This window comes from Leptospira broomii serovar Hurstbridge str. 5399 (genome assembly GCF_000243715.2).
GTDB classification, from domain to species: domain Bacteria; phylum Spirochaetota; class Leptospiria; order Leptospirales; family Leptospiraceae; genus Leptospira_B; species Leptospira_B broomii.
This window is the reverse complement of record NZ_AHMO02000008.1, coordinates 2044664-2070342: the sequence shown is the minus strand read 5'-3', so window position 1 is coordinate 2070342 and position 25679 is coordinate 2044664. Positions and strand designations below refer to the sequence as shown.

The window sequence follows — 25679 nt, the reverse complement described above, 5'->3', positions numbered from 1 at the left end:
GATGCACGGATTAAGACTAAACATTTTAATCCGCGGATTTAGAGTCGGGAACTTAAAATTCATTTTCCCGACATGCAAATCTAAAGTCATAAGTGTTCGTTTTGTCCTGATTTTTATCGCCGCTTTAGTCCTATCTTGTGAAAATTCGGGAGCGGATAAAATCAGAGGCGGCGCGTTAGAGACTCTTCTTCTTAGCGGGCAACAAATATCCTATCAATGCTCGGTCGCGAAACCCACATTTGCCAGCCTCGACCAAGGACAAGGAATCACTTCTCACTGTGGACAATGTCATAGTGGAGGAAACATTCGCGCAGGAGTGGACGTTACGAGTTACGCTTCTTTATCCTCGATAGTCGTTTCGAATAACCCGAACAGTAGTATCTTATTTCGGGTGGTTATTCCCGGCGGCCTAATGTCCCAGTTCACCTCGGACCTGTTGAACCAAGCGATTTATTGTTGGATTAAGGGAGGTGCAGGTCCATGAGCTACTTAACGGACTCCATTAATGGAAGATTGTACGCGTTAAGAATTCTATTCCTGGCGATTTCGGCTTTACCGGTATATGAAATCGCCGGAATCGAGTTGCCGAATTCGAATCTCAAAGTCGCCTCTGGTAAAGTATATTTTAAAAGCGAAGCTCCGCAAGAAATCATTCGAGGCGTCGGACAGACGGTTTCCGGTGAAATCGATCCGATTCAAAAAACGTTAACTATCGACATCGATCTTCGCGACTTCACGACCGCAAATCGACTTCGCGACGCTCATTTGCATGATAATTATCTGGAGAGCGACGACTTTCCGTTTGCGAAGTACAAAGGAAAGCTTATTTTCTTCGATTCGATCACGGGAAAGGCGAAAACGATCGGAACTCTTTATCTACACGGAAGAGAAAAAAGCGATTTTACCATCGAAGGGATTTTGTCAGGGAAGGACGGACACCTAGTATATACAGCCACTTTCACCGTACTACTGAGAGATTTTTTGATCGAGGTGCCTAAATTACTGAATCTGAAGTTAAACCAAAAAATCGAAGTCAGAACCGTTTTTCTCTTAGAAAGTCCTCAATGAAAAAGAAATATTTTATCTTCCTGATTTTTCTGATTTCACATTCTCTTTTCGGAGAAGGTTCCGCATTCATGAGCCCGACGCTAATCAATATGCCTTCGACGGAAAATGTCGGATATAAAAATTTAGATCTTAGATTCAATCATAGATTCGGAGACGCTCAGAACGGCTTTAAAGATCTTTTCGGCTTGGATTCTGGAGCAAACATTTTAATCGGAGCCGATTATGGAATTACGAAAGCAATTTCGGTCGGAGCTGCCAGGATCTCCGAGAATAAAACCTACGAGTTACGCTCTAAAGTTCGGTTATTATCTCAATCTTCGATTTTACCGTTCACCATGAGTTTGTGGGGGGTCGCTTCGCAAGATACAGATAAAGAGATCATCCCTTTAAATCCCGCAATTCAACCGCCTTCGACCGGCATTTCCGTTCTAGACGCGAATATTTCCCAAAACGTAAATCATTACACCTTAACGGATAATGATAAAAGAAGTTACATGGCTTCGATTTTGGTTTCCAGAAAATTCAATAAATATTTTTCGTTACAACTTTCGCCGACGTTCGTTCATCGCAATTTCGTGAAATCGACGCTTCGCAACGATCGATTCGGAGTCGATGTGGGAGGAAGGCTTAAATTATTTAAGCGAGTGGATTTTACCTTCGAGGCCATCTTTACGAAACAACGCGACTACATCGGAACCGATTACGTCTCTGCGAGCGGACCAACCACCTTGCAAGGAGTCCGGACCCTAACTGCGACGGATATCAATACTCTTTACGTCCTTCCACGGGATCTACCTGCCGTATATTTTCAAAATGTAGTCCTCCATAAACATGTTCCACATTATACCGTTCCGTTCAGCTTCGGCGTCGATTTCGAAACCGGAGGACATGTATTTCAACTTTTTATCACGGACATACGCGCTTTGGCTCAGACCAAGCTTCTCAACGGAGGAGATTTCGATTTCGGAAAGCGCCAATATTCGGTCGGATTCAATATTCATAGAAGCTTCTCGTTCGAAGAGGAAGCAAAAGGCGTCGAATGGGAAGAGATAAAAACCGATAACTCCGGAGCGATCGAGAATTCCTCCGAACATCGACAAGAATCCATGAAAGAATCGGAGAAAAAATAGGAAATAGGACGGTTTTGCGAAAAAGGACGTCCCTATATTTTAGAATCGTCATATTACATTCGGCGCATTGAAAGCTAGCGAACTCGCTTTCTATACGATCGAAACTTCTTGACTGGAGGAAAGATTTAGGCGGGAATCGAATTAATCCTTCCTATGCCAGAAAAGAATCCAATCGTCGAAGTTTACGAAATTAACAAAAAATCCCTATTCGTTTATTTCTATTCGTTAACCGGAGATTTTGACAAGGCTGACGACTTGGTGCAGGAGGTTTTTCTAATCCTTACGAACGATCCCGGCAAATTCGATCCGCAAAAAGGGAATTTCTACTCTTGGGCGAAGATTGTAGGTCGTAATCTTTACTTTGGAAGTCAGCGGAAAACCAAGAAAGTATTGGAGGGAATGGATATGAATTCGATCGCAGCAAGATTACCCGACGAACCGCGTATCGAATCCGAAAGTATCGCCCGTCTTTCCGAATGTTTAAAGGAACTCCCTGACCATCAACGCAAAGTCATAGATGCAAAATACCTCACTCGCGATAGTTTAGAAACGATCGGTTCCAAATTAGGAATCACGAAACGGTCCGTAAGTAGACGATACGCTGAAGCTCTGAGAAATCTTCGTAATTGCTTAAAGAACCAGGGAGTCGGTTTATGAACTTTCAGGACCAAGTCAAGGCGTTCGAATCCGATCCGGTTCCGTTCGAAGAATTGGTCGCATCCTTCTTACTCGATGAAAATATAACGGAGGGGGACGAACTCCATGATCTGCTTAAAGCCTCGCCCATTTTACGGAAGAAATTCGAAGAGATCAATAAAATACACATAGGTCTGACGGAAGCATTTCGTATTACGAATAAACATAGATCAAAATTCCAAGCTCTAAGAATCGTAATCCCTGCAAGCGGAATCGCGGCAGCGATCCTGATAGGTCTTTCCATTTATCTTACTCGGATGCTCCCGATGCGTAAAATGGAGCGAATCGACATCCTGACTTTCGGAACCTGTATCGCAAACCAAGCTTCGAATCTCAAATCCGAAAAGCTTTCAGTCTGCGATTATTTCTTTCATACCTCCTCCAAGGGTAAATCCTTAAGACTGAGGCTCTTACCTAATTCCGAAGCTCAAGTTTCTCTCATAGATGGAACATGGACTATCAAGTACGAAAAAGGATCTTTGCTTATAGAATCTTATACGAATGAAACTTTCCTCGGAGGATTTGCGAAAGATCTGGAAGTTAATTTCGGATCTAAAAAAGCGATTTTACTCGGAACAAAAATTAGAGTCAGTCCGGGGCCGGAGAATAGTACGAAGTTGGAAGTATTGGAAGGGGGAGTAAGACTCGTTAATTCGGAATCGAGTGTCTCCCGAGTCGGCGAGCAATTACTTGAAAATGAAACCGTAACTTTCATTACTGAGGATGAAGACTCTAGTATCCGACCCTTATCGATCGAGGAAAAAACGATTCTTACGCGCCTATTTTCCGGAATGGAACCTAATAACGAAGGGAGATCCTCCGGTGCCGATCCCGGAAAAATCCTTTTCCCGGAAGCGGTTCCGGTTCCAGGAAACCGGATCTTATTAAAAGACGGTAGGGTCAAAAAAGGAAACGGCTTATTACAAAATAAAGATATATATATTCTTATAATGGATAATCGGATAGAAGAAATAAAAGCCTCTCAAATTCGAAGGATTGAATTCGAGTGACATCTCATTTGGCGATTAAACGGAATGTAATCGCATTACTTCTGGCATATTTAACGCAATCGGTAATCTCTGCCGATACCGTGCGCTTGAAAGACGGTCGTGTAATCACTAACGTTAAAAGCAAGATCGAAGGCAAGGAGATTCGACTCGAATCTCCGGACGGCACTGCTCAATCCTTTCCCATGGATATGGTAAAGGCGATCGAACCCGGCCCGATTGTTTCTACAAAGCCTAAAATTAAAATCAAACCTTCCCAGACTAAAAAACCTGAAAGTGAGGAAACTATAAAGGTTCCGGATACCCCTAAAATCCCGGAGGCTCTTCCCATAATACCTCCGGTCGAAGTTATCGAGATACAACCTCCGGTCCCTCCACTGATCGCTAAACCCGAACGAAATCTATCTTGGCTTTGGGCACCCGCACCGATACGGTCTGGTTTACTCGGAACCGATCGTAGGAATCTTGGGATAGGTCTTATAATCGGAAAATCGATTTCTTTTCTATTGGCGGCAGCTTATAGACGACCTTCGCATTCCACGCTCTCCTCGGGTGAGGATATCACGCTCCTATATTTAGGAGACAAATATTTACAGTCTAACAACGATAAGGCCTTTTCTCTCATCCTATCTCGATATGAACACTTGTCGACTCACGTTTATACTCCTTTCGGAAACAATATCATCGATCATGACGAATATGAGAGAAGAAAACGATCGACGACGAATCTATTCATATTACTGGTATTAATAGACGGAGTATTCACTTATTTTAATGGACCTTCTCCGAGTTCCGCGATCTTAAGTCGTTACAGTCGACTATCCGTGACTCCAACTTACGAAGCGACTCCGGCAGGATTATCTAGCGGCTTTCGCACCGAATGGTCGTTTCGCTTTTAGGATCAAGCCCCGGTTTTGGAGACTCTTTCTTTTGAGGATCCGAAGAGTTCCGCAAATAAAACTCCGGTCATTACCAAACCGCACCCGAGTAACCCGACAAATTGCATACGTTCACCTAAAGTGTAATATGCGATAACTGCCGAGAAAACCGGCTCCAAAGAAAAGATCAACCCCGCCCTCGTCGGAGTTACCGCTTTTTGATATTTCGTTTGTAAAAACGTAGTCCCGACGGAAGAAATCAAACCGTTATAAACCAAAGCTGGCAGCACTCCGGTTTCCCAATGCCACATCAAAGTCTCCCACCCCAAATAATCCAAGCCGAACGCCAGTAAAAACGACAGTATGCTAGTGGTTAGCGTTTGTGATAAAAGTAAGGTTTGTATCGAAACTTCCCGACTTACCCTATCCATTAAGAGAATATAAAGTGAAAAGAAAAAAGCCCCCGCGATAGTTATGACGTCTCCCCAATGAAACAAAAAGGATAGCTTACCGCTGCCTACTTCAGGATCGAACGAAAGAAAGAACAAACCCAGCATGACGATGATTACGCCTAGTAAATTTCCCGCATTGGGAATTCGGCGAAAAAAGATAGTCTGCAAGATAGGAGTTATGACGACCAATGTCCCGGTCAAAAATCCCGACTTTGTTGCTGTCGTAAATTTTAGGCCGATTGTTTGACAAGCGAATCCCAGAAACATCCAGAATCCCAAAAGAATAGGGAACCATAGTCGAGGCTTTTTCGATTCTCCGTAAAATTCTTTTGTCGGTTTCTGTAATAGGGCATAAATTAAAAATACCGCCGAAGCGATCGCGAATCGAATTCCCAAAAAAAGGGACGGAGAAACGGAAACTAGGCTCAGTTTCGTTGCAGTAAACGTCCCTCCCCATACTAGGGTACATAGTATGAGAGCACCTTCATTTTTGAATTGCTTCATCGCAAATCTTTGTTCCATATTCGAATGAATGACCCGCTTTTCGGCGCGCTTCTTTTAACGAAATTACGAGCCACTATCTTAGCCTCTTCAAGACCAAATCCACCGCTTTCCAAGATTTCCAAGTCGGCCCTTCCCAATATAAAGTTTCATAACCGTCTTTTTCCAGACGAATTCGTATCTTTCGAAGAGACGGAAACGTTTGAAAGAAAAGTCCGTCTCTAGGACGGGAAGAGCGAGTTTCGTTTTGAAAGAACGTTTGATTTTCATATATTACATTAGCCGATATAGGATGTCCGCCCTCATCCCGAATCCGGAAGAAGATTTTGTTTCCTTCCAAAATTTCCTCCAACAGTAAAGTCCAAGCGGGGCGCATCGATTCGACGATTTTGGGAACGTCGGAATAAGGGGGGTTGGAATGAGATGTTTCCAAAAGATAAGCGAGAGTACCGTATTTAAAGAAAAAATAATCCTGATCGACTCCATCGACTCCGTAAATATTTTTTCTTGCTTGAAACGACTTTTCGGGATTGTAACTACGAATTTCCGACGCGATTCTTTTTCCGAGATCCCAAGTAAGATCAGGCTCCGGATTTTTCGTATCATCGATGGAATAAGGAACCAAGATGCAATTCGCATAAGCGTGATAGCTAATCGAACCGGCAAATCTTTCTTTTTCCGCCAAGGCGATCATAGCCTTTGTCTCCGGTTCCGATGCTGGACCGGGGCCGCGATAAAACGTACTGGCAGGAATCGAAGATGTTTGATTGGAATTCGTCTTCCCCCAAAAAAAAGGATAGTTCCTATTAATATCGACACCTGGATTATCCTTTTCTAAAATAGGTCCGTAACCGGGCGCTCCGTTTTTTCGCCCCATGGCAATGGTATCCTGCCAAAAAACTTTGGCTCCGTCCGGATTTACTATCGGTACGACCCAGATCTTCAGCTTAGAAAGAGCGTCCGCATATTCCTTTTTAGAGGATAAAATACCGTATATCACGTCGTAGCAATGCTCGACGGAAATCACTTCGTTAGAATGATGAGCACAATTGAAAAGAACGGAAACTTTTCCGTCATCCGAAAGACGAGTATCGGTAAGTAGGATCGCGAAAATGTCCGAACCTCTGGCCGATTTCCCGATCACTTCGAACGAAGCCTGACCGGGAAATAACTTCGTTGTCCAATATAAATAATGAAAATTTAAAGAATTATCCTTATACCCTTTTTTTACGTCGCCGAGAGCGAAAATGGATTCGTTGATTAAATCCTGATAATTTCCGGAATAGTATTTAAACGGATATTTGTTTACGATCGATATCCCGCTTTTCGGAAAACCGTATTGCTTAAGCGTTGCCCTGGATATTACGGCGTAATATGAATCTTTCTCTTCGAAAGTAAATGGAATGCGATAATCAGTGATTCGAAGAAACTCTTCCTTGGCCCCTCGATCCACCCGTAGCAAAGCGGTTTTACCGGAATCGTTCAGAGGTCGAGAGGGTATTGTCGTTCGGTATAGACAGGATGCCAATGAGGAAAGAATCAGGCATCCAGCAGGAATGATGAATAAGCGAAATCGAAGCGGGAGCTGCACCGGAGGCAAAGATAATCGAATACCCCTTCTTATGCAAACCAAGAAAAAACGGTAAGCTCAAATCTAGGAAGGGGTATTTTACCGAATCTATCCTAATGCAAAGATAGATGTATTATTTTTTTATCCAGTATTGAGTCCTGCCTAGCAGCGAAAAGCCCACGTAACCTCGAACTTCCAATTTCTTCCCACCTTCGACCAGCCGGAGAAAGCACTTATACCATACTCCGTCGTTAGGATCTAATATACGTCCGCCGCTCCATTTATCGCCGTCGGCAGATAACCCATTTATGATTACCATACCGAGTACGGGTTTGTTCTTTTCCGCACCGTCACATTCGGTACATCTCGCAGGTTTTCCGTCCTTATCGTTCGGTTCCGCTAAGCTCGTAACCTTCCCGAAAATTTTCCCACCCTGCTCGTAGATTTCGACGACGGATTCCTCTTTTCCTTGCTCGTTAACCGTCTTCCAGGAACCGGTCACGGGTAGAGGTTGTGTGAGTAGGCTTCCCGGGATCAGAAATAATAAAATTAAATACGGTGAAATAAAAATTCGTTTCATTATAATTTCCTTATATTTTCATCCTCCGGACTAGAATCCGCCCGGAGGATTCTAGTCTATTATTTTTTAACCCAAGTTTGAGTGCGCCCTATCAACGAAAATCCGATGAATCCGCGCACATGCAGTTTTTTTCCGCCTTCGACGGCTTTTATTTTGCATTTATACGTTTTACCGTTGTTCGGGTCCATAATCGTACCACCGGTAAATTCGTCGCCATCCGCAGAAAGGCCTTTCATGATGACTAGTCCTATAACAGGCTTATCCTTATCGGCGCCCTCGCATTTTGTACAAACCTTCGGTTTTCCGTCTTTATCGACCGGATCCCTTAGGCTGACAATCTTCGCATAAATCTTTCCGCTTTGTTCGTAGACTTCTACGACCGATTTTTCGGTTCCGTCCTCATCGTCGATCGTCTTCCACTTCCCTACAACGGGAAGAGGATCTGCAAAAATCCCGTCTGAAACAAGAAATGCAGCCAAGGCAATAGAAAGAATGAGTAATTTTCTCATGGTCGATGAACCCCTTACATGTTTTATGGAAAGAGTTATATTTAAAGCCGATTCGGTTGGATCAAGCAAACTATTCTTTGATACGGGATTTTTTCCCTGGAAAGGGTGTTTCAAATGAGTAAAAACCTGGTGTTTGACAGGTTTTTACTCATCTTGTAGAATGAAACGGAGTAGACAGGCTCCGTCTCTCGACTTTTTTTGAACAGTTATTCGATAATGTAGGTTTGGATGAAATGCATGTAGAATACAGAATAATTTCTTTTTTCCTCGCGACAACTGCCTTCATTCTGCAATTCGATTGTAAAAATCAAGGAACGGATCGGCAAAACCAAACTCTTCTGACCGCCTTGGCGCTCTCCGGCCAATACGATCCGGTAGGAGAATCCGTTACATCGGCGCTGGATTCAGTATCTTCTTCTATGGAAGGTTTGACCGGCGAAGGGTCCAGCGTTGCGTTTTCCGAGAAAAGAGGCGGCACAGGAGAAAAGCTTCTTTCGATTCTTGGTAGATACTGGAACCGAGGATTTGATTTCGGCGAATTGGGAGCCTACAATCTTTCTTTTCAATGCTGGGGCGGCGGTAGTTATAAACGGCAGGTTACTTCCGTCAACGGCTACGATTTTATAGACAATTATTTAGTCAGTTCTTCGCGAATTCCCAACTCCACATTCTTCGTTTCGAAAACGTTTCAGGACTGTACTTTCCTTCCCTTTACGAGCTGGCAGATAGAAGGAAGTTCGGAGGCAATTTGGAGCGGACTTTCCGGAGCAAGACCGTTTGTCCAAAGCGGCTCAACGCTATCCATAGGACTGAATCGAACGGTAAAAAGCGGAGCAAACAGGATTACAAAATTGACCGGAACAGGTTCCACATTATCGTTTTCAGGCGCGTCTCCTTCTACTAAACAAGCTACCTCGATATCCTGGACTAGCGTTTCCGGCTCTTCGATTTCCTTTTATACCCAGACGATTAGTATTTTACGAGAAGGTTATACGGGATCGAATCCTCTTTTTTCTCATACGGTCAGTACTCCGACTCCGCTGCAAATCGGAGTGGATAAGAGTAGTTCCGATTTTCTAAATTGGTACCGGATCTGGGGAATCGGAAACATTCAAGTCGTTCACCAGGAAGAAGGATTCACGGCCACCGTTGCAATAGTATCGCCTGTAAAATGGCGTTATGTGGACTGCCTTCCAAAATCCGGAAGCATTTCATTTTCCCTTTCGGGAAGTCGGAGCGGAAGTGGGACGGTGATTTTTAACGGTGGGAAAGGGACTTACTCGTATTCGGGTACGGATACCAAAGGAAATTCCGCCTCCGGCGCCGGTTCGATCGATTTCTCTTCCTGCAGCCTACCGACATTTTAAATGAATTTTTCTCTTGCCAGCAAGAATCCCCATTCAGAAAATTTAATTAATCTCTATGAATTCCGAGACGTAATGTCGTCATGAACTCTTTTCGTCCGGTCCATATATTCCTACTATTACTCTCTTTAGCCTTTATTATTGCTCCTCATATCATGGGAAATCCGGATGCGGGTAAACCTTGCCGAGGAAAGAAAATTCCGAATATGAAATGCATTCCGGCAGGAGATTTTATTCGAGGGAGTAATCAATACGAACTGGACGAAAGACCCGAAAACAATGTTTATATAAGCGATTTTTTTATGGATACGTACGAAGTCACGAACGCCGACTTTGACAAGTGTACTGCCGCTGGAAAATGCAAGGATTGCCTCCGGAACGGAACCTGCGATTTTATAGGTCCGAAATACGGAGATCCTTATCTCAAACCTAAACAGCCCGTTGTAGGAGTTAGTTGGTATACCGCAAAGGAATATTGCGAGTGGGTGGGCAAACGTTTACCGACCGAAGCTGAATGGGAAAAGGCAGCTCGCGGTCCTAACGGAAATTTATATCCTTGGGGAAACAAGCCCGCCACTTGTAAAAATGCAGTCATCAATGTGAAAAAACATAAGGGCTGTGCGCAAGAAATATTGAATCCTCCAAACCTAATGCCGACTTCCGATGTGGGAACTAGAGCTCCCGGAATATACGGTCTTTACGATATGGCGGGAAATTCCTGGGAATGGGTGCAGGATTGGTATACTCCGAATTACGCGGCCTGTGGAGAAGATTGCAAAGGTGTCGATCCGCAAGGACCTTGCCAAGGCCAAGAACCCTGCCCCGGATATGATAGAAAAGTGTTAAAGGGAGGATCTTGGTGGTGGTCTGCCTATTACGCAAGAGGTTCCAAGCGCAGGGCACATATCCCGCAGAACTTCCCCGAATATCACCATTTCGGCTTCCGTTGTGCTAAAGATTCGGACGAATAAAATCTTGCAACAATGATGCGATCCTTACAAATAATAACTCTTAGCCGACTTCGGCCATATATGCGTAAAAATGAAAATCGAATTGAAAAACCTTTTAAAGAAAACCCGTTTCCAGATAGTCGGAATATTAATATATTCATTAATATTTATTAATGCTCTTCGTTCCGAACCTCCTAAGTCCGACTGGTCTCTCAAAAAATCTCCGGCTATTTTGAAGGAATGGTCTTCCCGACATTTTGCGGAGGATCCATTATTGAACTCGCGCAATACCGAGACGTTTCGCGAGAGTGAGATAGTATCCCTACCCCAAATTCCTAAAACGGATTCCCGGGAAAATTATTTCTCCGTCTATTCCCATACAATTCGATGTTCTTCCCCTGCGGGAGAGGGCGGGGAATGCCCGTATCGAGTCGCAGTATATCTTCCATTTTGCCCTTCGGGTTGCATCCTACTGCGCGAAGGGAGTGTATTGGAATCGGATATAAATTTATACAAACGACAAAAGCAGAATGTTTCACGACCAAGAATCGTCCCGATCGAAGCCTTCAACGAAGAAGAACATTTAGATCTAGTTTTATCGCCTTTTGCAGGTCCGAGAAGCTTGCGGGAAGATCCGATCTTAGGAACGTTCGAAGAAATCCAGTCCGTTTTTTTATTGAAAGCGACTAGAGTTTTATTCTTCACTTCGTTAGAACTCTTTTCGTTCGTCTTTTTTATATTTATTTACTTAAGAAGAAGACAGGATAAATTCAATCTCTCTTTTTCGATCCTGAATTTATCCTTAGCGTTATGGTATCCGTCTTACGAGGGCTGGAGCTTATACGTACTCGATTCGCCGTGGACTTATATTTTCTTTGGATATTCGTTGGGAGCGTTTTTACCTATCCTCTTTCATGAATTCACTCGCGGAATTTTTCAATCTCCGAGGGATAAAATCGGGACAATATTGGAGATTACTTTTTTCATACATACTCTCTGGCCTTCTTTGGAGTACGGGTTCACTGGAGGTTTATTCCTTTTCAGTCGATATGCGTTCGATACCTTCATCGTCGTTCTAGTTTTCTTCTTCATTTATACGACCTACATATTCATACAATATCGTAAAACCAGCATCTTGTCCTTTCGTTGGGTCGTTTCCGGATTAGTTTTGGTGGCGACTTCCTCCTTTTACACCGTGCTCTCGTTCGCAGGAATCGGCAACGCAGGTACTTGGGTAAATGAAAGCTTTTTAGGATTGACCCTTTTATTCAGTCTCGCGCTTGCAAAACGGTATGCCGAGGTGTTCAGAGCTCTGGAAAATTCTCAAAGCAAATTGCAAATATTAAACGAATCACTCGAATCGAAAGTAGAAGAAAGAACTCGCATAATCGAATTGCAAAAAACCGAATTAGAGCAAAAAGGAAAAATCCTGGCACAGGACCTTTCTATCGCCGGGAAAATCCAATCCTCCCTACTCCCTAGAGAACTTCCGGTCATTCCCCACGCTTCTATGGCATACCGTTATCGCCCTATGATGGAAGTAGGAGGCGATTTATTGGACGTTTTATATGACTCGAAATCGTTAACGCTAGGAATGTTCATCGGAGACGTAACCGGACACGGAGTTTCCGCTGCGTTACTTGCGTCGATGGTAAAGATGACTTTAGGGAATTGGGCAAACCATCTACAGGACCCGTCGGCGTTATTGCAGCATATACGACAGCAACTGGAAGGAAAGTTGGATGGACATTTTTTAACCGCCACGTTTATCACCATAGATTTAAAGACAGGCCACGCGCTAATCGCGAATGCAGGGCATCCGGAGTGTTTGGTTTTACGAAAGAACGGGCAAATCGAATTCTATCGACCGAAAGGCGTCGCTATCTACGAGTCCATTCCTACCGATTATCAAACCGAGGTTGTCCCGTTAGGTCCGGGAGATAAAATAGTTCTCTACACTGACGGAATTCCCGACGCTAGGAACTCCGAGGGAGATTTACTAGGAGAGGAGTATCTTGCGGAAATATTGAGACAAAATTCAAACCTGACTCCCGAGCATTTATGCGATGCAGTTATGAAGGCCGTACAAGCTTATCAGGGAGAAAACTATTCTTATCAGCATCAGGATGATATGGCCTTACTGGTCGCAGAATATATCGGGTAGACGAGCCTTACGATAGAAATTGTCGCTTAACGAAAAGCGATAATTCAACCGATTTCTGTCATCGACAAACCGAAGCGAGGCATCCTAATTGCTCGATACAAACCCTATTTTTAGATTGTTCGAAGATCTCTAAAAAAAAATAAAATCACGACTTTTTTTCATTTACTCGTTGTCGACTCATATATTTCGATGTCGAAATATATGAGAGCTGATTATGTAATCCATCTATTATCCAGAACTCGGGATAGAATTCAAAAATTTCTCGGACGAGAATTGGAAAAACAAGGGATTCACGACCTAGCTCCAGCTCACGCAGGAGTCCTTTTTGCATTGAGCAAGACTGGACCAATGCGAATGAGCGAGTTGGCTACGATCCTTGATCGCACGAATTCGACGGCGACCGCACTTTTGGATAAGATGGAAGAGCTCGGCTACGTAATTAGGACAAAACTAGATCCGGACGAGCGAGTCACCATTGCGGATTTAACCGAAAAAGGGAACCGATCGGTGGAAAAAGTGATAAAAGCCTCTAAAACTACTTTAAATAAATTGTATAAAGGTTTGGAAGAAGCTGAAAAGGCGGAGTTCATGCGACTACTTTCCAAAATCCATGCTAATTTTGAAATTTGAAAAGATACAGCAATTAACGTATTAACAGCATTTATTTCGATATCGAAATAATAATGAAGGAATTTTTTATGTCTAAGAATAAAACAGCGGTAATCACCGGTTCTGCACGGGGAATCGGGAAAGAGATCGGACGAATTTTCGCGGAACGGGGATTTAACGTAATTATCTCCGATCTTAGCCAGAAAAATTGCGAGGATACTGCCGATGAATTAAAGTCTGCAACCGGAAGCCCCGTCTTAGGAAAGGCTTGCGACGTTCGATCCAAAGAACAAAACAAATCGTTAGGGGAATTTGCTTTGGATCAATTCGGTTCTCTTGATATCTGGGTCAACAATGCGGGAGTCGTGGAGGACGATCTTTTGATCCGGCTTAGCGAAGAAAAATGGGATTTAGTTCAGGATGTCTGCTTAAAAGGGGCTTTTTTGGGAACGCAAACTGCGGCTAAAATCATGCTCAAGACCAAGAAAGGAAGAATCATCAATATAGGATCCGTTTCGGGATTTTACGGGAATGGAGGACAGAGTAATTATTCCTCCGCCAAAGCGGGTTTGATCGCACTCACTAAATCATCCGCGAGAGAATTAGCATCTCGTAATATAACAGTAAATTGCGTCGCTGCCGGGTTTATCGCGAATGGATTTGCCTCGAACCTATCGGAAGAAATAAGAAATTCTATCTTAAATACGATACCGTTAAAGATAGATAGAAACCCCGAAGAGGCAGTCGCATCCGCCGTGTATTTCTTAGCATCGGACGAAGCGGACTGGATCACCGGTACAACCTTAAGGGTAGATGGAGGAATGATGATTGGATTTTAGAATCGAATCAACCGATTTGCGACATTCATTCTATTGAGGCAGAACAATCGAACCCGGAAAATGCATAAAATGGAAATATGGAAGATCCTCGATCAGTATTATGTTTTGATGTTTTTAGATTCCAAGCTCGAATAATTCACGATCGGTAATCTCATGGACGATAAGCAATGTGCGTATTCCGTCAGATGCAGTTTTGCAGCTATCTGTGCAGCTTCACTTAAGTAAGAATTAATCAAATCGGAAACCTTTTGATCCAAATTCGATTCCTCAAACAAAGTAAGCATTTTGACGCGAGTCTGTTTTCCCCAATCAAGCTGAACCTTCTCCGGAAGAAAATAGATCATAGAAGAGACTGATCCGGTTTCGATATCTTCGCCTAAATCCCGATAATCCTCCAAGAGTCGCCATGCTATTCCGAAAGATTCGTACATTTTTAAAACCGATTCCGCTTGCTCTCTCGAAAGAAACGACCTCGCCAACAAATAAGGCTGAAGAGACCAAATGGCCATCTGCGAACGAAATCGAGTTAAATAGTCTTCCAATGTATCAGTGAAGCCATTATCGCGGATCGAGCGAAAATATTTATCTATAAATTCCTCTCGAACGAGAGAAGCCTTATGAATTTCCTTATCGAATAATTTACCTGCTTGAGAATATTTTTCCCATGCCTGAGTACGTAATTGAAGCAGAGTGCCGGATGTCTTTAACGATTTATCGACTAAGTGATCATCGAGAGAATAGAGCAATAAGGCGGACGAATGAGATTGAATGAGCAAGGTCAACCAAGGATCATCCCAGGGAAGATTATGGGCCCGCTCATTTATCCAATAGATAATCGTATAACACGGTCCGTGGTATTTATTAAAAAAATCGAAATTATTGGATATCGCACCTCCCGAATATTCTCTTAAAAAACGAAGCGTTTCCGTTCTCAGAGAAGCCGGAAGTTCGTTGCATAGGTTTAAAATCGCCCCGTTGAAAAGCTTATGAAAGCTCTCTTCTTCCATCGAGGCCTCGTACTTACCGAATTCCAACTTTAGCATATGTTAAAATATATATAAAAAATAGTATTTTACCATTTTTTTTCTTTAAAATTACATTTTTTTATATAATAATATGCGAAATATGTATTTTTACACATAAATGCATATTATCTCGTCTTCTTAGTCGAAGGGAGTTCGCCGGAAGAAGAAAGAAAGTTCGATTTTATCCGAGCGACAGACCTTTTTATCCACGCGCCTTTTCGGAGAATCTAGTAGTAACTTTACTTCGAAATCCATTCATGAAAAGAAAATCGGATCTATATTTTACTACTATATTAAATATATTGAATTTTCTTTAAATTAAAAGGCGAATCCGAGCAAAATCTGAACCTGAGCTCCGTATCCTGCCTGTCTATCTCGGCCGACTTTGTCAGGCTCCAGCCAGTCCTGTTGGAATTGCCGTGGATCCCAATACGTATTAGCAATATAAGCCCCTCGATGAGCCTGATAGGATTTGTTTAAATAAAGTAAGAGATTGCCGCCGAAATGAATGAAGAGTCCGGAAGCAAAGAAATAACGGAACCCTGCTCCTGCGGAGATAAAACCTTTTTTTTGCAGCACATTCCAATCGTGATCCTGGGTTGCTCCTATCGGAACCCAAGTTACTGTCTTTCGTTGTTTTTCTGAAAACGTTTCCAAGCCAGTTCCTACAGCGAAAAAATATGGATTAGCGAAAGGAAACCATTCGAATTGCAATCCGATTTGTCTTTGTTTTTTTTCATGATTCGTTAGCGTAAATTGTGCAGATAAATCCGATTGGACTCCGTTTAATTGTAGGTCAAATCTTTGGATTGTTCTTTGCTCTTGCCATAGTAATGTTACGGCAAATCTTTGAGAGAGTTGGTGTCCGATTCCCACCCAGGTAAAGCCGTTCGCCCCGATTCCACCCAGGAAAAACTTACGATTTGCCCGCCTCTGTATCTGATCCTCTTCAATGACCTGAAGATCTCCATTTAACGAAGCAGGTTGTACTGCGGATTCGGTCTTATCCTGGGCCAGAATCGAATCATTTAGGGAAAAGATTAGAAGTATGTAAACGGAAATAAATAGGATCGATATGCTTGTTCTCATAATTCCGTCCGAATCGTGCCAGTATTATTTATTTCCAAAGATAGGTCAAGCGACCTAAAAGAAGACTATAAGAAGTTATTGAGCAAATCGAATTGAGATAAAAACAGTTAAGATTTATTTTTCATCTTCCAGACTGCTCGGACTTTTTCATTTCGAAAATCTTCGGGGTGAGTAGCTTTCGTCAAATCCTGTATATCTTCCCAAAGTAAAGAATCTGGATCCATCTTAAATTTCCGAAAGTTAGTCGAGAAATACAATGTCGCATTCGGTTCGGAAAAATCCTTGAAGACTGCATTTAACAGAAAAGGATAATCGCGTTGCACGTCGAATATATCCCTCATTTTCTTACTATTCGAGAAAGTGGGAGGATCAACGATAATCAGATCGTATTTTTCCCGCCTAGGATTTGATCGTTCTTTCTTGAGCCATTCGGTTACGTCTTCCCTCAGAAATTCGTTCTCGTCCGGGTACATTCCGTTCAATCGAAAATTTTCCTCCGACCAATCCAGATAAGTTTTCGATAAATCGATACTCGTAACGCGCTTGGCACCGCCGTCGATCGCATATACGGAAAAAGATCCCGTATATGAATAAAGATTCAAAACCTTCCTATCCTTACTTTCCTTTCGAACTAAATCCCGAGTGATCCGGTGATCCAAAAAAAGGCCGGTGTCCAGATAATCGCTTAGATTTACTTTGAATTTAAGCCCGCCTTCGCGCGCGATAATCGAAACTGCTCGATCCCCCATTTTTTCATATTGAGCGCTTCCTCTTTTTTGCTCTCTTCTTTTCCAGAATAAATTATCGGGGGGAATATTGAGAATTTTTAAAATAGAAGATTGAATAAACAACCTTTCTTTTTCTCTATCTTCGTCGGAAAGAGGATATTCGTTCAAATATTCCGAGACTAAACAATAGTCTTCGTAAATATCGACGGAAATAGGAACCTGGGGAATGTCTCGATCGTATATACGAAAGCAGGTAATTTCCCGCCTTCTCGCCCATTTTTTCCAATGCTTGGACATACGAGATAAGCGATTGTCGAACATCTCCAGATGCTTCATACCGGACAGAATTGCCGAACTCTTCCTAAAATCCAGCCCAATCGATCCGAATACATGGTTTTCTAATTTGTCTTAAATTAAAGGTTAAGGGCGAGTCGCCATGACGAATCTCTTCTTATAATACGCCTCGTCCAAAGAATTTACCGTGACTCCCCGAACGACCGAGGCATGCACGAATTTCCGATCCTTTAGATACACGCCGACATGATTAATTCCTTTCTCATAAATATCGAAAAAAACGAGGTCGCCTTCCCGTAAGTCCGAACCTTCTACCGACTTTAAAGTCTCCGAAAGCCTTTTCGAGGAACCGGCGATCTGACGGTGATAAACTCGTTCGATTAATTTGGAAGCAAGATGCGAACAATCGATTCCGTCCTCATCCTTTCCGAAATCTTTATGGGAAGTTCCATACCAATAATATACGGCTCGATACAGCTCTACATTATCTCCCGGTTCGATTTCTATCTTCCATTTCGATAGAAAAAAATCATTAAGGTCCGAGTCCGTCGGTATGACGGCTTGCACAGCGATCAAATTTTGAACGAAAAAGATATTCGTAATAAAAAGGGTAACCGCTCCGAATTTGACCAAGGCCGCCGACTCTCGATCCGAAAATAAACGATTAAGTCGTACGCGTAATTTTCTTTCCAATGACATTCTTTTTGTTCAGGAATATTTAGCCGGTTTCCCAAACAAATTCCTTAATCTTTTCCGTTATGAGTCCCGGTAAAATTCTTTGAACCCAATGATTCGAGTTAAAGCGAAACTCCCGGTACGAAGAACAAATTTCCTTATGTAACTTATAGGATTCGGGCCGAATCGCAAAATCATTGACCGGAATAAAAACCTGTACCGAAGGTTCTATATACTCCGGGACCGGGAATTTTTCGCCGCGTAACAATTCCCGATATAAATTCATCGGCCAAAGCGACGAAGCAAGAATTTCTTCTTTCGTTTTAGAACGTAACGAATCTGCCTTGGGGACGCCGCCTAAGTTCATCGCCGTCTTCCAAAGAAATTTCGGAAATAATTTCCAGGACAATTCCGGTAAAAACGGAATCTGAAAGTATATAATGTACCAAGATTTACGGGCCTGAGTCAGGGCCTTCCAAATCGAAACGGGATTGATCGAAAAGAGTAATCGGAAAATACTTTTTTTCGCTAAAATCGGATGCGGACCTCCCATGGCCGTATAAGATTTTACGAATCGAGAATACCTTTTATCGGCGACGAAGGCCCAACAAATCAATGCTCCCCAATCGTGCGCAACTAGATGAATTGGTTTCCCGTTACCGAGAAACTGGATGACAACCTCTAAATCCTCAAAAATTCTCCTGACATTATAGGCTTTTTGTTCTTCGGGTTTAGAGGATTTTCCCGCTCCCCTAAGATCCAAAGCCGCCACGTTATATTCTTCGCATAATGCATCCAGTTGATACGACCAGGTCCGATGATCGTCAGGGTAACCATGAACAAAAAGAATCGTCTGCCGGTTCGGTCTTTCTTTACTAATATGATTGTACTTTAGAAAAATAGAAACTTTTCCGTTGTTAATCGAAGCTTCTTTAAAAGTATTATCTTTCGAAGATTCGGAGGACTTCCCTCTTTTGGTAATCACGGCACAGTCGATCCTATTCATATCATGAAAATTTTTGCCCGAGGCGCTCCATCGCCCTGATAAAACCGGGAGACATTCTCGTAAAGAATCGAATCATCTTCGAAGTAAATCCCGGAAACACATGAAGTTTTTTCTTTTCCATTCCTCTAATAATCGCTCTAACCACCATTGCCGGACTGTCGACGATAGCCGGCGGGACTACTTTTTGTTTATCCCCGCCGAACTGTTCGGATTTTAGAATATTCGTATCCGCAAAGAACGGATATATATTCGTAGTATAAACCCCATGCTTACGATAACCGGAATCCAAAGCTTTACCTAAAGCTCGAATTCCGAATTTTGAAATGGAATAGTAAACCAGTTCTCCCGGGGCGGTAATGCCGGCCACCGAGGATAAGTTTACGATATGGCCGTATTTTCTATCCAACATCGCAGGAAGAAATAAACGGCTCAGATAAATGGGTGCGTAAAGATTAACATCCAGTATTAATTTCCATTTGTCATTCGGTACATCCAAAAGACGACCCATGAAAGCCAAACCTGCATTATTGATAAGAATGTCCACCTTGGAATCGATTTTCACCGCTTCCTTGTATGCCTTCATACAACCCGCTTCAGTGCTTAGATCGGCGGCAAAACTTCCCAATATGCGACCGTGAGCCGTCTTACCGTTAAGATATGTCTCCGGTTTTGTATCCGGAGCTTTCACATCTGTTAGAATTAAATTCGCTCCCTTCTCTAAAAGTTGTTTCGTTAATTCTCTTCCGAAGCCTCCGTTGGCCCCGGTAATCAATATGTGTTTTCCGTTTAGATTGCTCATGCAATTTCCTTATATCTATGTTCTGGCGATTGTAGAATAGCTTTACTTAGTTCCAAATTGTCTTCTTGATCAGGATGAAAGTTAGGTTTGAGATATCTGAAAAAAGCGGCCAACCAATGAAAGAAGACTTTTTCGTCCAAGAACAGAAAACGAAAAGCATCTTTTCTAGTTTTCCATCTAAAAGTCAAACCGTCCTGCCACAGGAGGATCTCCGCTCCGATGAAGGTCATCGGCCAAAATACTAAAGTGGCCGCAAAAAAACCGAAGACGCGCCTGAAATAATTCCCGCTTACATCCAATAGAACGTCGAAAGCGGCGGATTTATGCTCGATTTCTTCCGCGGCATGCCATTCCCAGAGTCGTTTCATTTCGGGCTCCGCTCCGTCTAAAATCTTCATCTTCAAACCGATGGTTGCTATTAAAGAAGTATAATGTTCGGCGCCTGCAGTCGCGGAAAGGGACATCATTTGTGAGCCGAATCTTTCCAGAATTTTAAAGCAAAGTGCATTAAAGAAACCTACAAATCCGGAGATTCTATACCCTTGATCCTCCAAAATTTTCCAGGTTTTCTTATGTTCTCCCGCATGCTGAGCTTCCTGTCCAATGAAAGCGCTCGCATTCCTAAGCACTCTCGGATCCTTTATTTTTGTCATAAACTTCTGAATACTTCGAATGAAGAATTTCTCTCCATCCGGAAAGAACAAAGTCCAGGTATTCATAATATGCGTCTTATATGCGGATCCTTCCAGCCAATGTTTGCTTGTTCCTCCGCTCGAGAATTCGAATTTAGGCTTCCTGACTGGATAAAAATTAAAACTCTTAGCTTGTAAGGTAGATTTCCTTTTCATAATATTAGTACCTTTTTATTTTCTAATAAATATTTCTATTATTCTTTTTGAATTTCCTTCAATCAGGCAGGAGCGCCTTCGTAAATCTCCTTCGCTTTGCGACCCGAATACTTCTTCTTATTTTTTTCCCATTGCCGGACATGAGGAAGAGAATCATCAAGCCAATAGGCGGTGGATTCTGTAACGACCAATATCTCTTCCCATTTTACGCCGAAGGATTGATCCGCCTGCGAACCCGAATATATCCTGCCTATATGCGGTTCTACTGCCCATAATCCCGGTTCTGCCGAAAATTCGGAGGACTCCGACCACAAAGGAGAGGAGGTGGAACTCCAAGGAAGCAAACCCTCTACCATCTGAGGAACTAAATAGGCAAAGGTTTGTAACGGGAATCCCAGGAATCTTCCGCCGGGTAAATTATAAGCGGGCAACTTGCCGACTTTATGCCCGAGAACCCCTTGTGGATAAACGGAATGGCAATTTACATATCCTGTAGAACGAATTCGCGCGTCGACTTCCCGATATATATCACCTAATGTTCGTTTGGCTAAAACTCCACGAATTATCAACTCGCGATATTCTTCCAGCGCGGCCATCGCTCGATCATGTTCGGGATTTTCACCAAAGGAAAAAGAATATCCGATATCCGCCGAACAACCTTTAAAGGACGGGGCGACGTCCAGAATTACGGCCATTCCTTCCTTTAATTTGCGTTTAGAAGGTTGAAACTCCTGGCCAAAATGAGGTAGGATCCCCTCCCCTTTCCGGAGGTGACGGAGGGATAACGGCCTTTTAAATCCTCGAAATGCGGTTCTATCTCCGAACCAGGCAAATCCATAATGAAAGAAGGAGGACCCGCCCTTGGCTCGGATATATTCGTCTATTTTCCATGCGGCCTCTTTTTCGGTGATTCCAGGATAGAGGTCCTGACGAACGGACTCTACCGCCTCGTATGCCAACGATTGAACCCTACGATGCTCCTCTAATTCCGATAAAGAATACTCTTCTCTCGACATGAGTCCCTCCGCCTGACTCGAATTCGAATCAAGCGGATTTATTCTAACAGATATGCGAAAAAGAATCGTCCGATCTTATGAAATGCGACCTTTTTTTCTCCATTCTTGAGGGGTCATTTCGGCGATTTTTAAAAATTGGGCGTTGAATGTGGATTTGGAATTGAAGCCAACCTCGTAGCCGATCGACAAAACAGTTCGGTCCTCCTCCTCCAAAAGCAAATTTTTTGCCTCTTCGATTCTAAATCCGTTTACGAACTCATTGAAATTCTTGCCGTATCTTTCGTTCAAAATCCTGGAAAGTTGGTGGGGGGAAAGAAGTAGCCTCGACGCAAGATCTTGGATTTTCAAAGCCTCTTCCCGATAAATTTTTTCCAACTCCATCAGTTCTTGCAATCGGGTCTGAACGGCGTGCAAGTCGACCCCGGCGATCTGGGTTCGTTCATAGCGCTTTTGCTGTATTTCGGTTTTTAAGGAGATAAAAAAATACGGGTATCGGGACGAGAATATGAAAATTAATACGATTCCGAGAGTTTGAAAACTTGCACCGACCGCTAGTACGTCCGTGCTTTTCAGAAAATAGCCCAGCCAGCAAAGTTCGATCGTCGTGATAATTACGAGCAGGGATGTATAAACCAGAGAAGAAAGAGGAATTTCCGTTTCTCTTGAGACTCGTCGAAACAGAATCCAGAGAAGCAACGAATATGCGGTCTGATGTATAAACCCGAAGACTGCAACGAACGTTAGAAAATCGATTTTGTTTCCATGGACTGCGTTGTAGATTCCCTCCTTTCTGAATTCTTCCGGAAGAAACAGGATCGCGAGACATTCTCCCGAAAGCAGAAATATTGCGGGAAGAAAGTGAGGCCCGATCGAGATTTCCCTGTCCAGAGCGAACTGAACCATATTTCTCGAGATTAACAAAAGGGCGGGTCCGATGGCCCAAACGGACGGGAAGAAGAAAATCCAAAGCCATGTCTTGTCCAGGGCCTCCGGAACGAGAGTCAGCCCGAGCCGGCTCTCGACGGACGCCAAAAGAAGAGCCAAAAAAAACATGCCGCTTGGAAGTTTTGATTCCCTCTTTTTTGCCAGCTCCATCATGGCTAACAGAAGCGAAAGAGCCGTTCCGAATTGGATCCAGAAATGAAGAAAAAAAATCGGATTGAGTTTCAAAATTCGAGACTCCGCAGCCTAGCGAGGAAAGAAGTAACCTCCGGCCGATGTTTTGTCCAGCCGAAAGGGAAAATTCACGAATCGATTCCCGAAGGAAGGTTGACTCTCTCAGCTATCCCTCTTTTCCTATCGGTATGAGCGACTTCGTGGAATTGAAAGTTGGAGACCAGGTTCACCGTATTCCGTTGATTACGGGAACGGACGGAAAGAAGGGAATCGATATTCGTGAACTACACGATAAAACGGGTCTTACTTCGTACGACCCCGGATTCTTCAATACTGCCTACGCGCAGAGTAAAATATCGCGACGAGATCCGAACACGGGAGATCTTCATTATCGCGGTTACGACGTCGCCGAATTAGTTCATTATTCTACGTTCGTGGAAACCAGTTACTTACTTATCTATGGCGAGCTTCCGGACGAGAAGCAATTAAAGGAATTTTCCACTAAACTGTCCAAACATAGCCTAATCCATGAAGATATGATCAATCTCTTCGACGGATTTCCGGGAAAGGCTCACCCACTCGCAATTCTATCCGTAATGGTCTCGTCTCTTTCCAGTTATTACCAGGACGAATACGAAGAGTATTTGGATAGAGGAATCGATCAAGCAGCGAGACTTCTCGCAAAAATCCGTACGATCGCAGCATTTTCCTACAAGAAGATGATCGGGCAGCCTTTCGTGTATCCGGTAGATAGGCATCCTTATTGTACGAATTTTCTATATATGCTTTTTTCTCTCCCGTCGGTTAAATATCAACCTTCGGAAGATCATGATCGTATTCTAAATCAATTGTGGATTTTATACGCTGACCACGAACAAAACGTTTCGAATACTACGGTGCAATTAATCGGCTCGACCCAAGCTAATATCTTTGCCTCGATTTCCTCCGCGATCAGCGCTCTGTGGGGATCAAGAGAAGGAGGTCGACAAGTCGCAGCTGTCGAATTGATCGAAGATATTATCAAATCCAAGCTTTCCGTTCCGGAATATTTCGAACGATTCACCAAAGGCGAAGTTCATTTCCATTCCACCGGATTCGGACACGATGCATACAAAGCAAAAAGTAAACGCTCCATCATCGCCCAAAAATTGTTCTCCGACTTTTATAGACAGAAAAAATTGGATCCGATCGCGGAAATCGCATTGCAAGTGGACGAGCATTTGAGCAAAGATCCCTTCTTTATACAAAAGAACTTATATCCGAATTTGGAATTCTATAGCGCAGTGCTGTTTCATAGTTTAGGAATTCCGAAAGAACTCTTTACTGCGATGCAAGCGATCGGGAAACTTCCCGGCTGGTTAGCGCATTGGAGAGAGCAACGACTTTCTGCAGATTATTCAAAGGTACGTCCTCGCCAGATTTATACCGGTCATTCTCCCAGAAAATATAAGCAGATTTTAGAAAGATAAAAAAAACCGGTCCTTGTTAAAAGGGCCGGCCTGAATAGGTTTCAATTCTGTAAGTTCGTGCTAGTTAGACCGATTTTTATCGGATAATGCTTTCAAGAAACTGACGATTGAGCCAATTTCTTCGCTAGAAAGTTCCTTTCCTAGTTGAATAAACGCCATTTTCTTCACCGCTTCATCCAAAGTCTTCACTTTTCCATCATGAAAATATGGCCCGGTTAATGCGACATTTCGTAAAGAAGGAACCTTAAACACGTAAAGATCCGCTGCGTTTTTCGTTAAAGTAAATCTTCCTTTGTCTTCCACATTTTCATAGGAATTAACTTGTCCTAATTTTCGGAACGAATTTCCGCCTAAAAGAGGACCATTATGGCATTGAATGCATCCAGTAGATACAAACGCATCTAATCCTTTTTGCTCTTCCGAATTTAAAGATCGGTGGTTTCCGTTTTGGAATTCATCAAAACGATCCTTAGTAATAAGGGTTCTTTCGAATGCGGCAATTGCTTCGGCCAGATTGTCATATGTAATCTTCTTTTCTTGTTTCGGAAACGCTTTGGCAAATAATTCAACATATTCAGGTATCTCTGAAAGCTTCTTTTCCACAGCAGCTTCGGACGACATCGCCATTTCTCCGGGATTTAGGATAGGTCCTTTAGCCTGAGCCTTTAAATCAGCCGCTCGCCCATCCCAGAATTGCGCCACATGAAATCCTGCATTCAAAGAAGTAGGAGAATTCCTATCCCCATTTTTGCCAAGCGCACCTGGAGAGGTGGGTAAATTATCGACTCCTGCACCTTTTCCACTGATGTTATGGCAGGAACTGCACGCTTGGGTATCGTTTACGGAGAGCTTCTTTTCGAAGTAGAGCTTTTCTCCGAGTTTTACCAACTCAGGCGTGTCATTTTGAGATCCGGGCATTTTTGCCGGAATCGTCCCGAAGTTCCTTTTTGCATCTTCCATCAGTAGTTTCGTCTTTTCGGACGGACCGCAGGCCAAAATTGCGAATAGAAGGAAACCAGTCATCGCGATGAGGCGTTTTTTAATCATCGTTACATCCCCTCAAATTAGAATGATTCTAAGACTTTAGACTTTCCGACGAAATTAGGTTACTGCAAGCCTTTTTTCGAATCGGCAAGGAATCCTTGTCAGTGCGTCAGAGTTGTTTTGGGGGCTAGTTGTCATTCCCCACCCTAGTGGGCGGGGGCCGGATCGGTGGTTTCGCGGAGTTGCCTTATTTCACAGAATTAAAGATGTGACCATCCTTTTTCGGCTAGGTTAAGAGTGGGAGCTCCCACAT

At 43.1% G+C, this 25679-nt stretch carries 26 protein-coding genes; 12 read left to right on the top strand and 14 right to left on the bottom strand.

What is annotated here, in order from left to right; translation table 11 throughout:
- Position 1: 1 nt before the first annotated feature.
- From LEP1GSC050_RS15230 to LEP1GSC050_RS15205, 6 genes are all read left to right on the top strand, one after another.
- Positions 2-484 (top strand): LIC11213 family lipoprotein, encoded by a 483-nt coding sequence (locus LEP1GSC050_RS15230; RefSeq protein WP_010572078.1) that lies wholly within the window; start codon positions 2-4, stop codon positions 482-484.
- Positions 481-1068 carry a YceI family protein gene (locus tag LEP1GSC050_RS15225; protein ID WP_010572077.1) on the top strand — a complete coding sequence of 196 codons (588 nt, stop codon included), beginning with the start codon at positions 481-483 and terminating at the stop codon, positions 1066-1068. Before LEP1GSC050_RS15230 ends, LEP1GSC050_RS15225 begins: the two co-directional genes overlap by 4 nt.
- A complete protein-coding gene (locus tag LEP1GSC050_RS15220) occupies positions 1065-2198 on the top strand; it encodes a DUF5777 family beta-barrel protein (RefSeq protein WP_010572076.1) in 1134 nt (377 codons plus the stop codon). Before LEP1GSC050_RS15225 ends, LEP1GSC050_RS15220 begins: the two co-directional genes overlap by 4 nt.
- 153 nt (positions 2199-2351) lie before the next feature.
- Positions 2352-2855 (top strand): RNA polymerase sigma factor, encoded by a 504-nt coding sequence (locus LEP1GSC050_RS15215; RefSeq protein ID WP_010572075.1) that lies wholly within the window; start codon positions 2352-2354, stop codon positions 2853-2855.
- A complete protein-coding gene (locus LEP1GSC050_RS15210) occupies positions 2852-3904 on the top strand; it encodes a hypothetical protein (protein WP_010572074.1) in 1053 nt (350 codons plus the stop codon). Before LEP1GSC050_RS15215 ends, LEP1GSC050_RS15210 begins: the two co-directional genes overlap by 4 nt.
- Entirely contained in the window at positions 3901-4800 is a 900-nt protein-coding gene (locus LEP1GSC050_RS15205) for a hypothetical protein (RefSeq protein WP_010572073.1), read from the top strand. The genes LEP1GSC050_RS15210 and LEP1GSC050_RS15205 overlap by 4 nt, the downstream gene beginning before the upstream one ends.
- A 2-nt stretch (positions 4801-4802) precedes the next feature.
- On the opposite strand, the gene LEP1GSC050_RS15200 is transcribed toward LEP1GSC050_RS15205, so the two are convergent.
- The 4 genes from LEP1GSC050_RS15200 to LEP1GSC050_RS15185 form a co-directional block, all read right to left on the bottom strand.
- Positions 4803-5753, bottom strand: coding sequence for a DMT family transporter (locus tag LEP1GSC050_RS15200; protein WP_010572072.1), 951 nt, complete (start codon positions 5751-5753; stop codon positions 4803-4805).
- Positions 5754-5808: 55 nt separating this feature from the next.
- The gene (locus LEP1GSC050_RS15195) at positions 5809-7332 is read right to left on the bottom strand and encodes a M14 family zinc carboxypeptidase (protein WP_010572071.1); all 1524 of its coding nucleotides are present in this window, start codon (positions 7330-7332) and stop codon (positions 5809-5811) included.
- A 103-nt stretch (positions 7333-7435) separates the two neighbouring features.
- Entirely contained in the window at positions 7436-7882 is a 447-nt protein-coding gene (locus LEP1GSC050_RS15190; RefSeq protein ID WP_010572070.1) for a DUF2147 domain-containing protein, read from the bottom strand.
- Positions 7883-7941: 59 nt separating this feature from the next.
- Complete coding sequence (locus LEP1GSC050_RS15185; RefSeq protein ID WP_010572069.1) at positions 7942-8391, bottom strand: DUF2147 domain-containing protein; 450 nt, start codon at positions 8389-8391, stop codon at positions 7942-7944.
- A gap of 233 nt (positions 8392-8624) precedes the next feature.
- Between LEP1GSC050_RS15185 and LEP1GSC050_RS15180 the strand changes: the two genes are divergently transcribed.
- The 5 genes from LEP1GSC050_RS15180 (at position 8625) to LEP1GSC050_RS15160 (ending at position 14317) form a co-directional block, all read left to right on the top strand.
- The gene (locus tag LEP1GSC050_RS15180; RefSeq protein WP_010572068.1) at positions 8625-9758 is read left to right on the top strand and encodes a hypothetical protein; all 1134 of its coding nucleotides are present in this window, start codon (positions 8625-8627) and stop codon (positions 9756-9758) included.
- Between the two features lie 152 nt (positions 9759-9910).
- A complete protein-coding gene (locus LEP1GSC050_RS15175) occupies positions 9911-10726 on the top strand; it encodes a formylglycine-generating enzyme family protein (RefSeq protein WP_408605406.1) in 816 nt (271 codons plus the stop codon).
- Positions 10727-10796: 70 nt separating this feature from the next.
- Positions 10797-12869 (top strand): SpoIIE family protein phosphatase, encoded by a 2073-nt coding sequence (locus tag LEP1GSC050_RS15170; protein WP_010572066.1) that lies wholly within the window; start codon positions 10797-10799, stop codon positions 12867-12869.
- Positions 12870-13070: 201 nt separating this feature from the next.
- Positions 13071-13499 carry a MarR family winged helix-turn-helix transcriptional regulator gene (locus tag LEP1GSC050_RS15165; protein ID WP_010572065.1) on the top strand — a complete coding sequence of 143 codons (429 nt, stop codon included), beginning with the start codon at positions 13071-13073 and terminating at the stop codon, positions 13497-13499.
- 68 nt (positions 13500-13567) lie between these two features.
- Positions 13568-14317: a glucose 1-dehydrogenase gene (locus LEP1GSC050_RS15160; protein ID WP_010572064.1), complete on the top strand. Its 750-nt coding sequence runs from the start codon at positions 13568-13570 to the stop codon at positions 14315-14317.
- Positions 14318-14415: 98 nt separating this feature from the next.
- On the opposite strand, the gene LEP1GSC050_RS15155 is transcribed toward LEP1GSC050_RS15160, so the two are convergent.
- The 9 genes from LEP1GSC050_RS15155 to LEP1GSC050_RS15115 all read right to left on the bottom strand — a co-directional run bounded on the left by LEP1GSC050_RS15155 (position 14416) and on the right by LEP1GSC050_RS15115 (position 22967).
- Positions 14416-15360 (bottom strand): class 1 isoprenoid biosynthesis enzyme, encoded by a 945-nt coding sequence (locus LEP1GSC050_RS15155; RefSeq protein WP_010572063.1) that lies wholly within the window; start codon positions 15358-15360, stop codon positions 14416-14418.
- Between the two features lie 300 nt (positions 15361-15660).
- A complete protein-coding gene (locus tag LEP1GSC050_RS15150) occupies positions 15661-16431 on the bottom strand; it encodes a hypothetical protein (protein ID WP_020987778.1) in 771 nt (256 codons plus the stop codon).
- Positions 16432-16538: 107 nt separating this feature from the next.
- The gene (locus LEP1GSC050_RS15145; protein ID WP_010572060.1) at positions 16539-17495 is read right to left on the bottom strand and encodes a class I SAM-dependent methyltransferase; all 957 of its coding nucleotides are present in this window, start codon (positions 17493-17495) and stop codon (positions 16539-16541) included.
- An 84-nt stretch (positions 17496-17579) separates the two neighbouring features.
- Positions 17580-18152, bottom strand: a complete 573-nt coding sequence (locus LEP1GSC050_RS15140; RefSeq protein ID WP_010572059.1) for a C40 family peptidase — start codon at positions 18150-18152, stop codon at positions 17580-17582.
- 19 nt (positions 18153-18171) lie between these two features.
- Positions 18172-19134: an alpha/beta fold hydrolase gene (locus tag LEP1GSC050_RS15135; protein WP_010572058.1), complete on the bottom strand. Its 963-nt coding sequence runs from the start codon at positions 19132-19134 to the stop codon at positions 18172-18174.
- Between the two features lies 1 nt (position 19135).
- The gene (locus tag LEP1GSC050_RS15130; protein WP_010572057.1) at positions 19136-19933 is read right to left on the bottom strand and encodes an SDR family NAD(P)-dependent oxidoreductase; all 798 of its coding nucleotides are present in this window, start codon (positions 19931-19933) and stop codon (positions 19136-19138) included.
- The gene (locus tag LEP1GSC050_RS15125) at positions 19930-20781 is read right to left on the bottom strand and encodes a metal-dependent hydrolase (RefSeq protein ID WP_010572056.1); all 852 of its coding nucleotides are present in this window, start codon (positions 20779-20781) and stop codon (positions 19930-19932) included. Before LEP1GSC050_RS15125 ends, LEP1GSC050_RS15130 begins: the two co-directional genes overlap by 4 nt.
- Positions 20782-20843: 62 nt before the next feature.
- Positions 20844-21797 (bottom strand): M24 family metallopeptidase, encoded by a 954-nt coding sequence (locus tag LEP1GSC050_RS15120; RefSeq protein ID WP_010572055.1) that lies wholly within the window; start codon positions 21795-21797, stop codon positions 20844-20846.
- A gap of 75 nt (positions 21798-21872) precedes the next feature.
- Entirely contained in the window at positions 21873-22967 is a 1095-nt protein-coding gene (locus LEP1GSC050_RS15115; protein WP_010572054.1) for an AraC family transcriptional regulator, read from the bottom strand.
- 134 nt (positions 22968-23101) lie between these two features.
- On the opposite strand from LEP1GSC050_RS15115, the gene LEP1GSC050_RS15110 reads away from it, so the two are divergent.
- A complete protein-coding gene (locus LEP1GSC050_RS15110; RefSeq protein WP_020987570.1) occupies positions 23102-24382 on the top strand; it encodes a citrate/2-methylcitrate synthase in 1281 nt (426 codons plus the stop codon).
- A 60-nt stretch (positions 24383-24442) separates the two neighbouring features.
- Here LEP1GSC050_RS15110 and LEP1GSC050_RS15105 read toward each other — a convergent pair whose 3' ends face one another.
- Complete coding sequence (locus tag LEP1GSC050_RS15105) at positions 24443-25429, bottom strand: cytochrome-c peroxidase (protein ID WP_010572052.1); 987 nt, start codon at positions 25427-25429, stop codon at positions 24443-24445.
- Positions 25430-25679: the final 250 nt, after the last annotated feature.

Coding starts and splice junctions, on each gene's coding strand:
- LEP1GSC050_RS15230 (WP_010572078.1), top strand. CDS start 2: ATGCACGGATTAAGACTAAACATTTTAATCCGCGGATTTAGAGTCGGG.
- LEP1GSC050_RS15220 (WP_010572076.1), top strand. CDS start 1,065: ATGAAAAAGAAATATTTTATCTTCCTGATTTTTCTGATTTCACATTCT.
- LEP1GSC050_RS15210 (WP_010572074.1), top strand. CDS start 2,852: ATGAACTTTCAGGACCAAGTCAAGGCGTTCGAATCCGATCCGGTTCCG.
- LEP1GSC050_RS15170 (WP_010572066.1), top strand. CDS start 10,797: ATGAAAATCGAATTGAAAAACCTTTTAAAGAAAACCCGTTTCCAGATA.
- LEP1GSC050_RS15200 (WP_010572072.1), bottom strand. CDS start 5,753: ATGGAACAAAGATTTGCGATGAAGCAATTCAAAAATGAAGGTGCTCTC.
- LEP1GSC050_RS15140 (WP_010572059.1), bottom strand. CDS start 18,152: ATGTCATTGGAAAGAAAATTACGCGTACGACTTAATCGTTTATTTTCG.
- LEP1GSC050_RS15185 (WP_010572069.1), bottom strand. CDS start 8,391: ATGAGAAAATTACTCATTCTTTCTATTGCCTTGGCTGCATTTCTTGTT.
- LEP1GSC050_RS15190 (WP_010572070.1), bottom strand. CDS start 7,882: ATGAAACGAATTTTTATTTCACCGTATTTAATTTTATTATTTCTGATC.
- LEP1GSC050_RS15215 (WP_010572075.1), top strand. CDS start 2,352: ATGCCAGAAAAGAATCCAATCGTCGAAGTTTACGAAATTAACAAAAAA.
- LEP1GSC050_RS15110 (WP_020987570.1), top strand. CDS start 23,102: ATGAGCGACTTCGTGGAATTGAAAGTTGGAGACCAGGTTCACCGTATT.
- LEP1GSC050_RS15225 (WP_010572077.1), top strand. CDS start 481: ATGAGCTACTTAACGGACTCCATTAATGGAAGATTGTACGCGTTAAGA.
- LEP1GSC050_RS15155 (WP_010572063.1), bottom strand. CDS start 15,360: ATGCTAAAGTTGGAATTCGGTAAGTACGAGGCCTCGATGGAAGAAGAG.
- LEP1GSC050_RS15135 (WP_010572058.1), bottom strand. CDS start 19,134: ATGAATAGGATCGACTGTGCCGTGATTACCAAAAGAGGGAAGTCCTCC.
- LEP1GSC050_RS15105 (WP_010572052.1), bottom strand. CDS start 25,429: ATGATTAAAAAACGCCTCATCGCGATGACTGGTTTCCTTCTATTCGCA.
- LEP1GSC050_RS15130 (WP_010572057.1), bottom strand. CDS start 19,933: ATGAGCAATCTAAACGGAAAACACATATTGATTACCGGGGCCAACGGA.
- LEP1GSC050_RS15175 (WP_408605406.1), top strand. CDS start 9,911: ATGGGAAATCCGGATGCGGGTAAACCTTGCCGAGGAAAGAAAATTCCG.
- LEP1GSC050_RS15165 (WP_010572065.1), top strand. CDS start 13,071: ATGAGAGCTGATTATGTAATCCATCTATTATCCAGAACTCGGGATAGA.
- LEP1GSC050_RS15180 (WP_010572068.1), top strand. CDS start 8,625: ATGCATGTAGAATACAGAATAATTTCTTTTTTCCTCGCGACAACTGCC.
- LEP1GSC050_RS15125 (WP_010572056.1), bottom strand. CDS start 20,781: ATGAAAAGGAAATCTACCTTACAAGCTAAGAGTTTTAATTTTTATCCA.
- LEP1GSC050_RS15145 (WP_010572060.1), bottom strand. CDS start 17,495: ATGAAGCATCTGGAGATGTTCGACAATCGCTTATCTCGTATGTCCAAG.
- LEP1GSC050_RS15160 (WP_010572064.1), top strand. CDS start 13,568: ATGTCTAAGAATAAAACAGCGGTAATCACCGGTTCTGCACGGGGAATC.
- LEP1GSC050_RS15120 (WP_010572055.1), bottom strand. CDS start 21,797: ATGTCGAGAGAAGAGTATTCTTTATCGGAATTAGAGGAGCATCGTAGG.
- LEP1GSC050_RS15150 (WP_020987778.1), bottom strand. CDS start 16,431: ATGAGAACAAGCATATCGATCCTATTTATTTCCGTTTACATACTTCTA.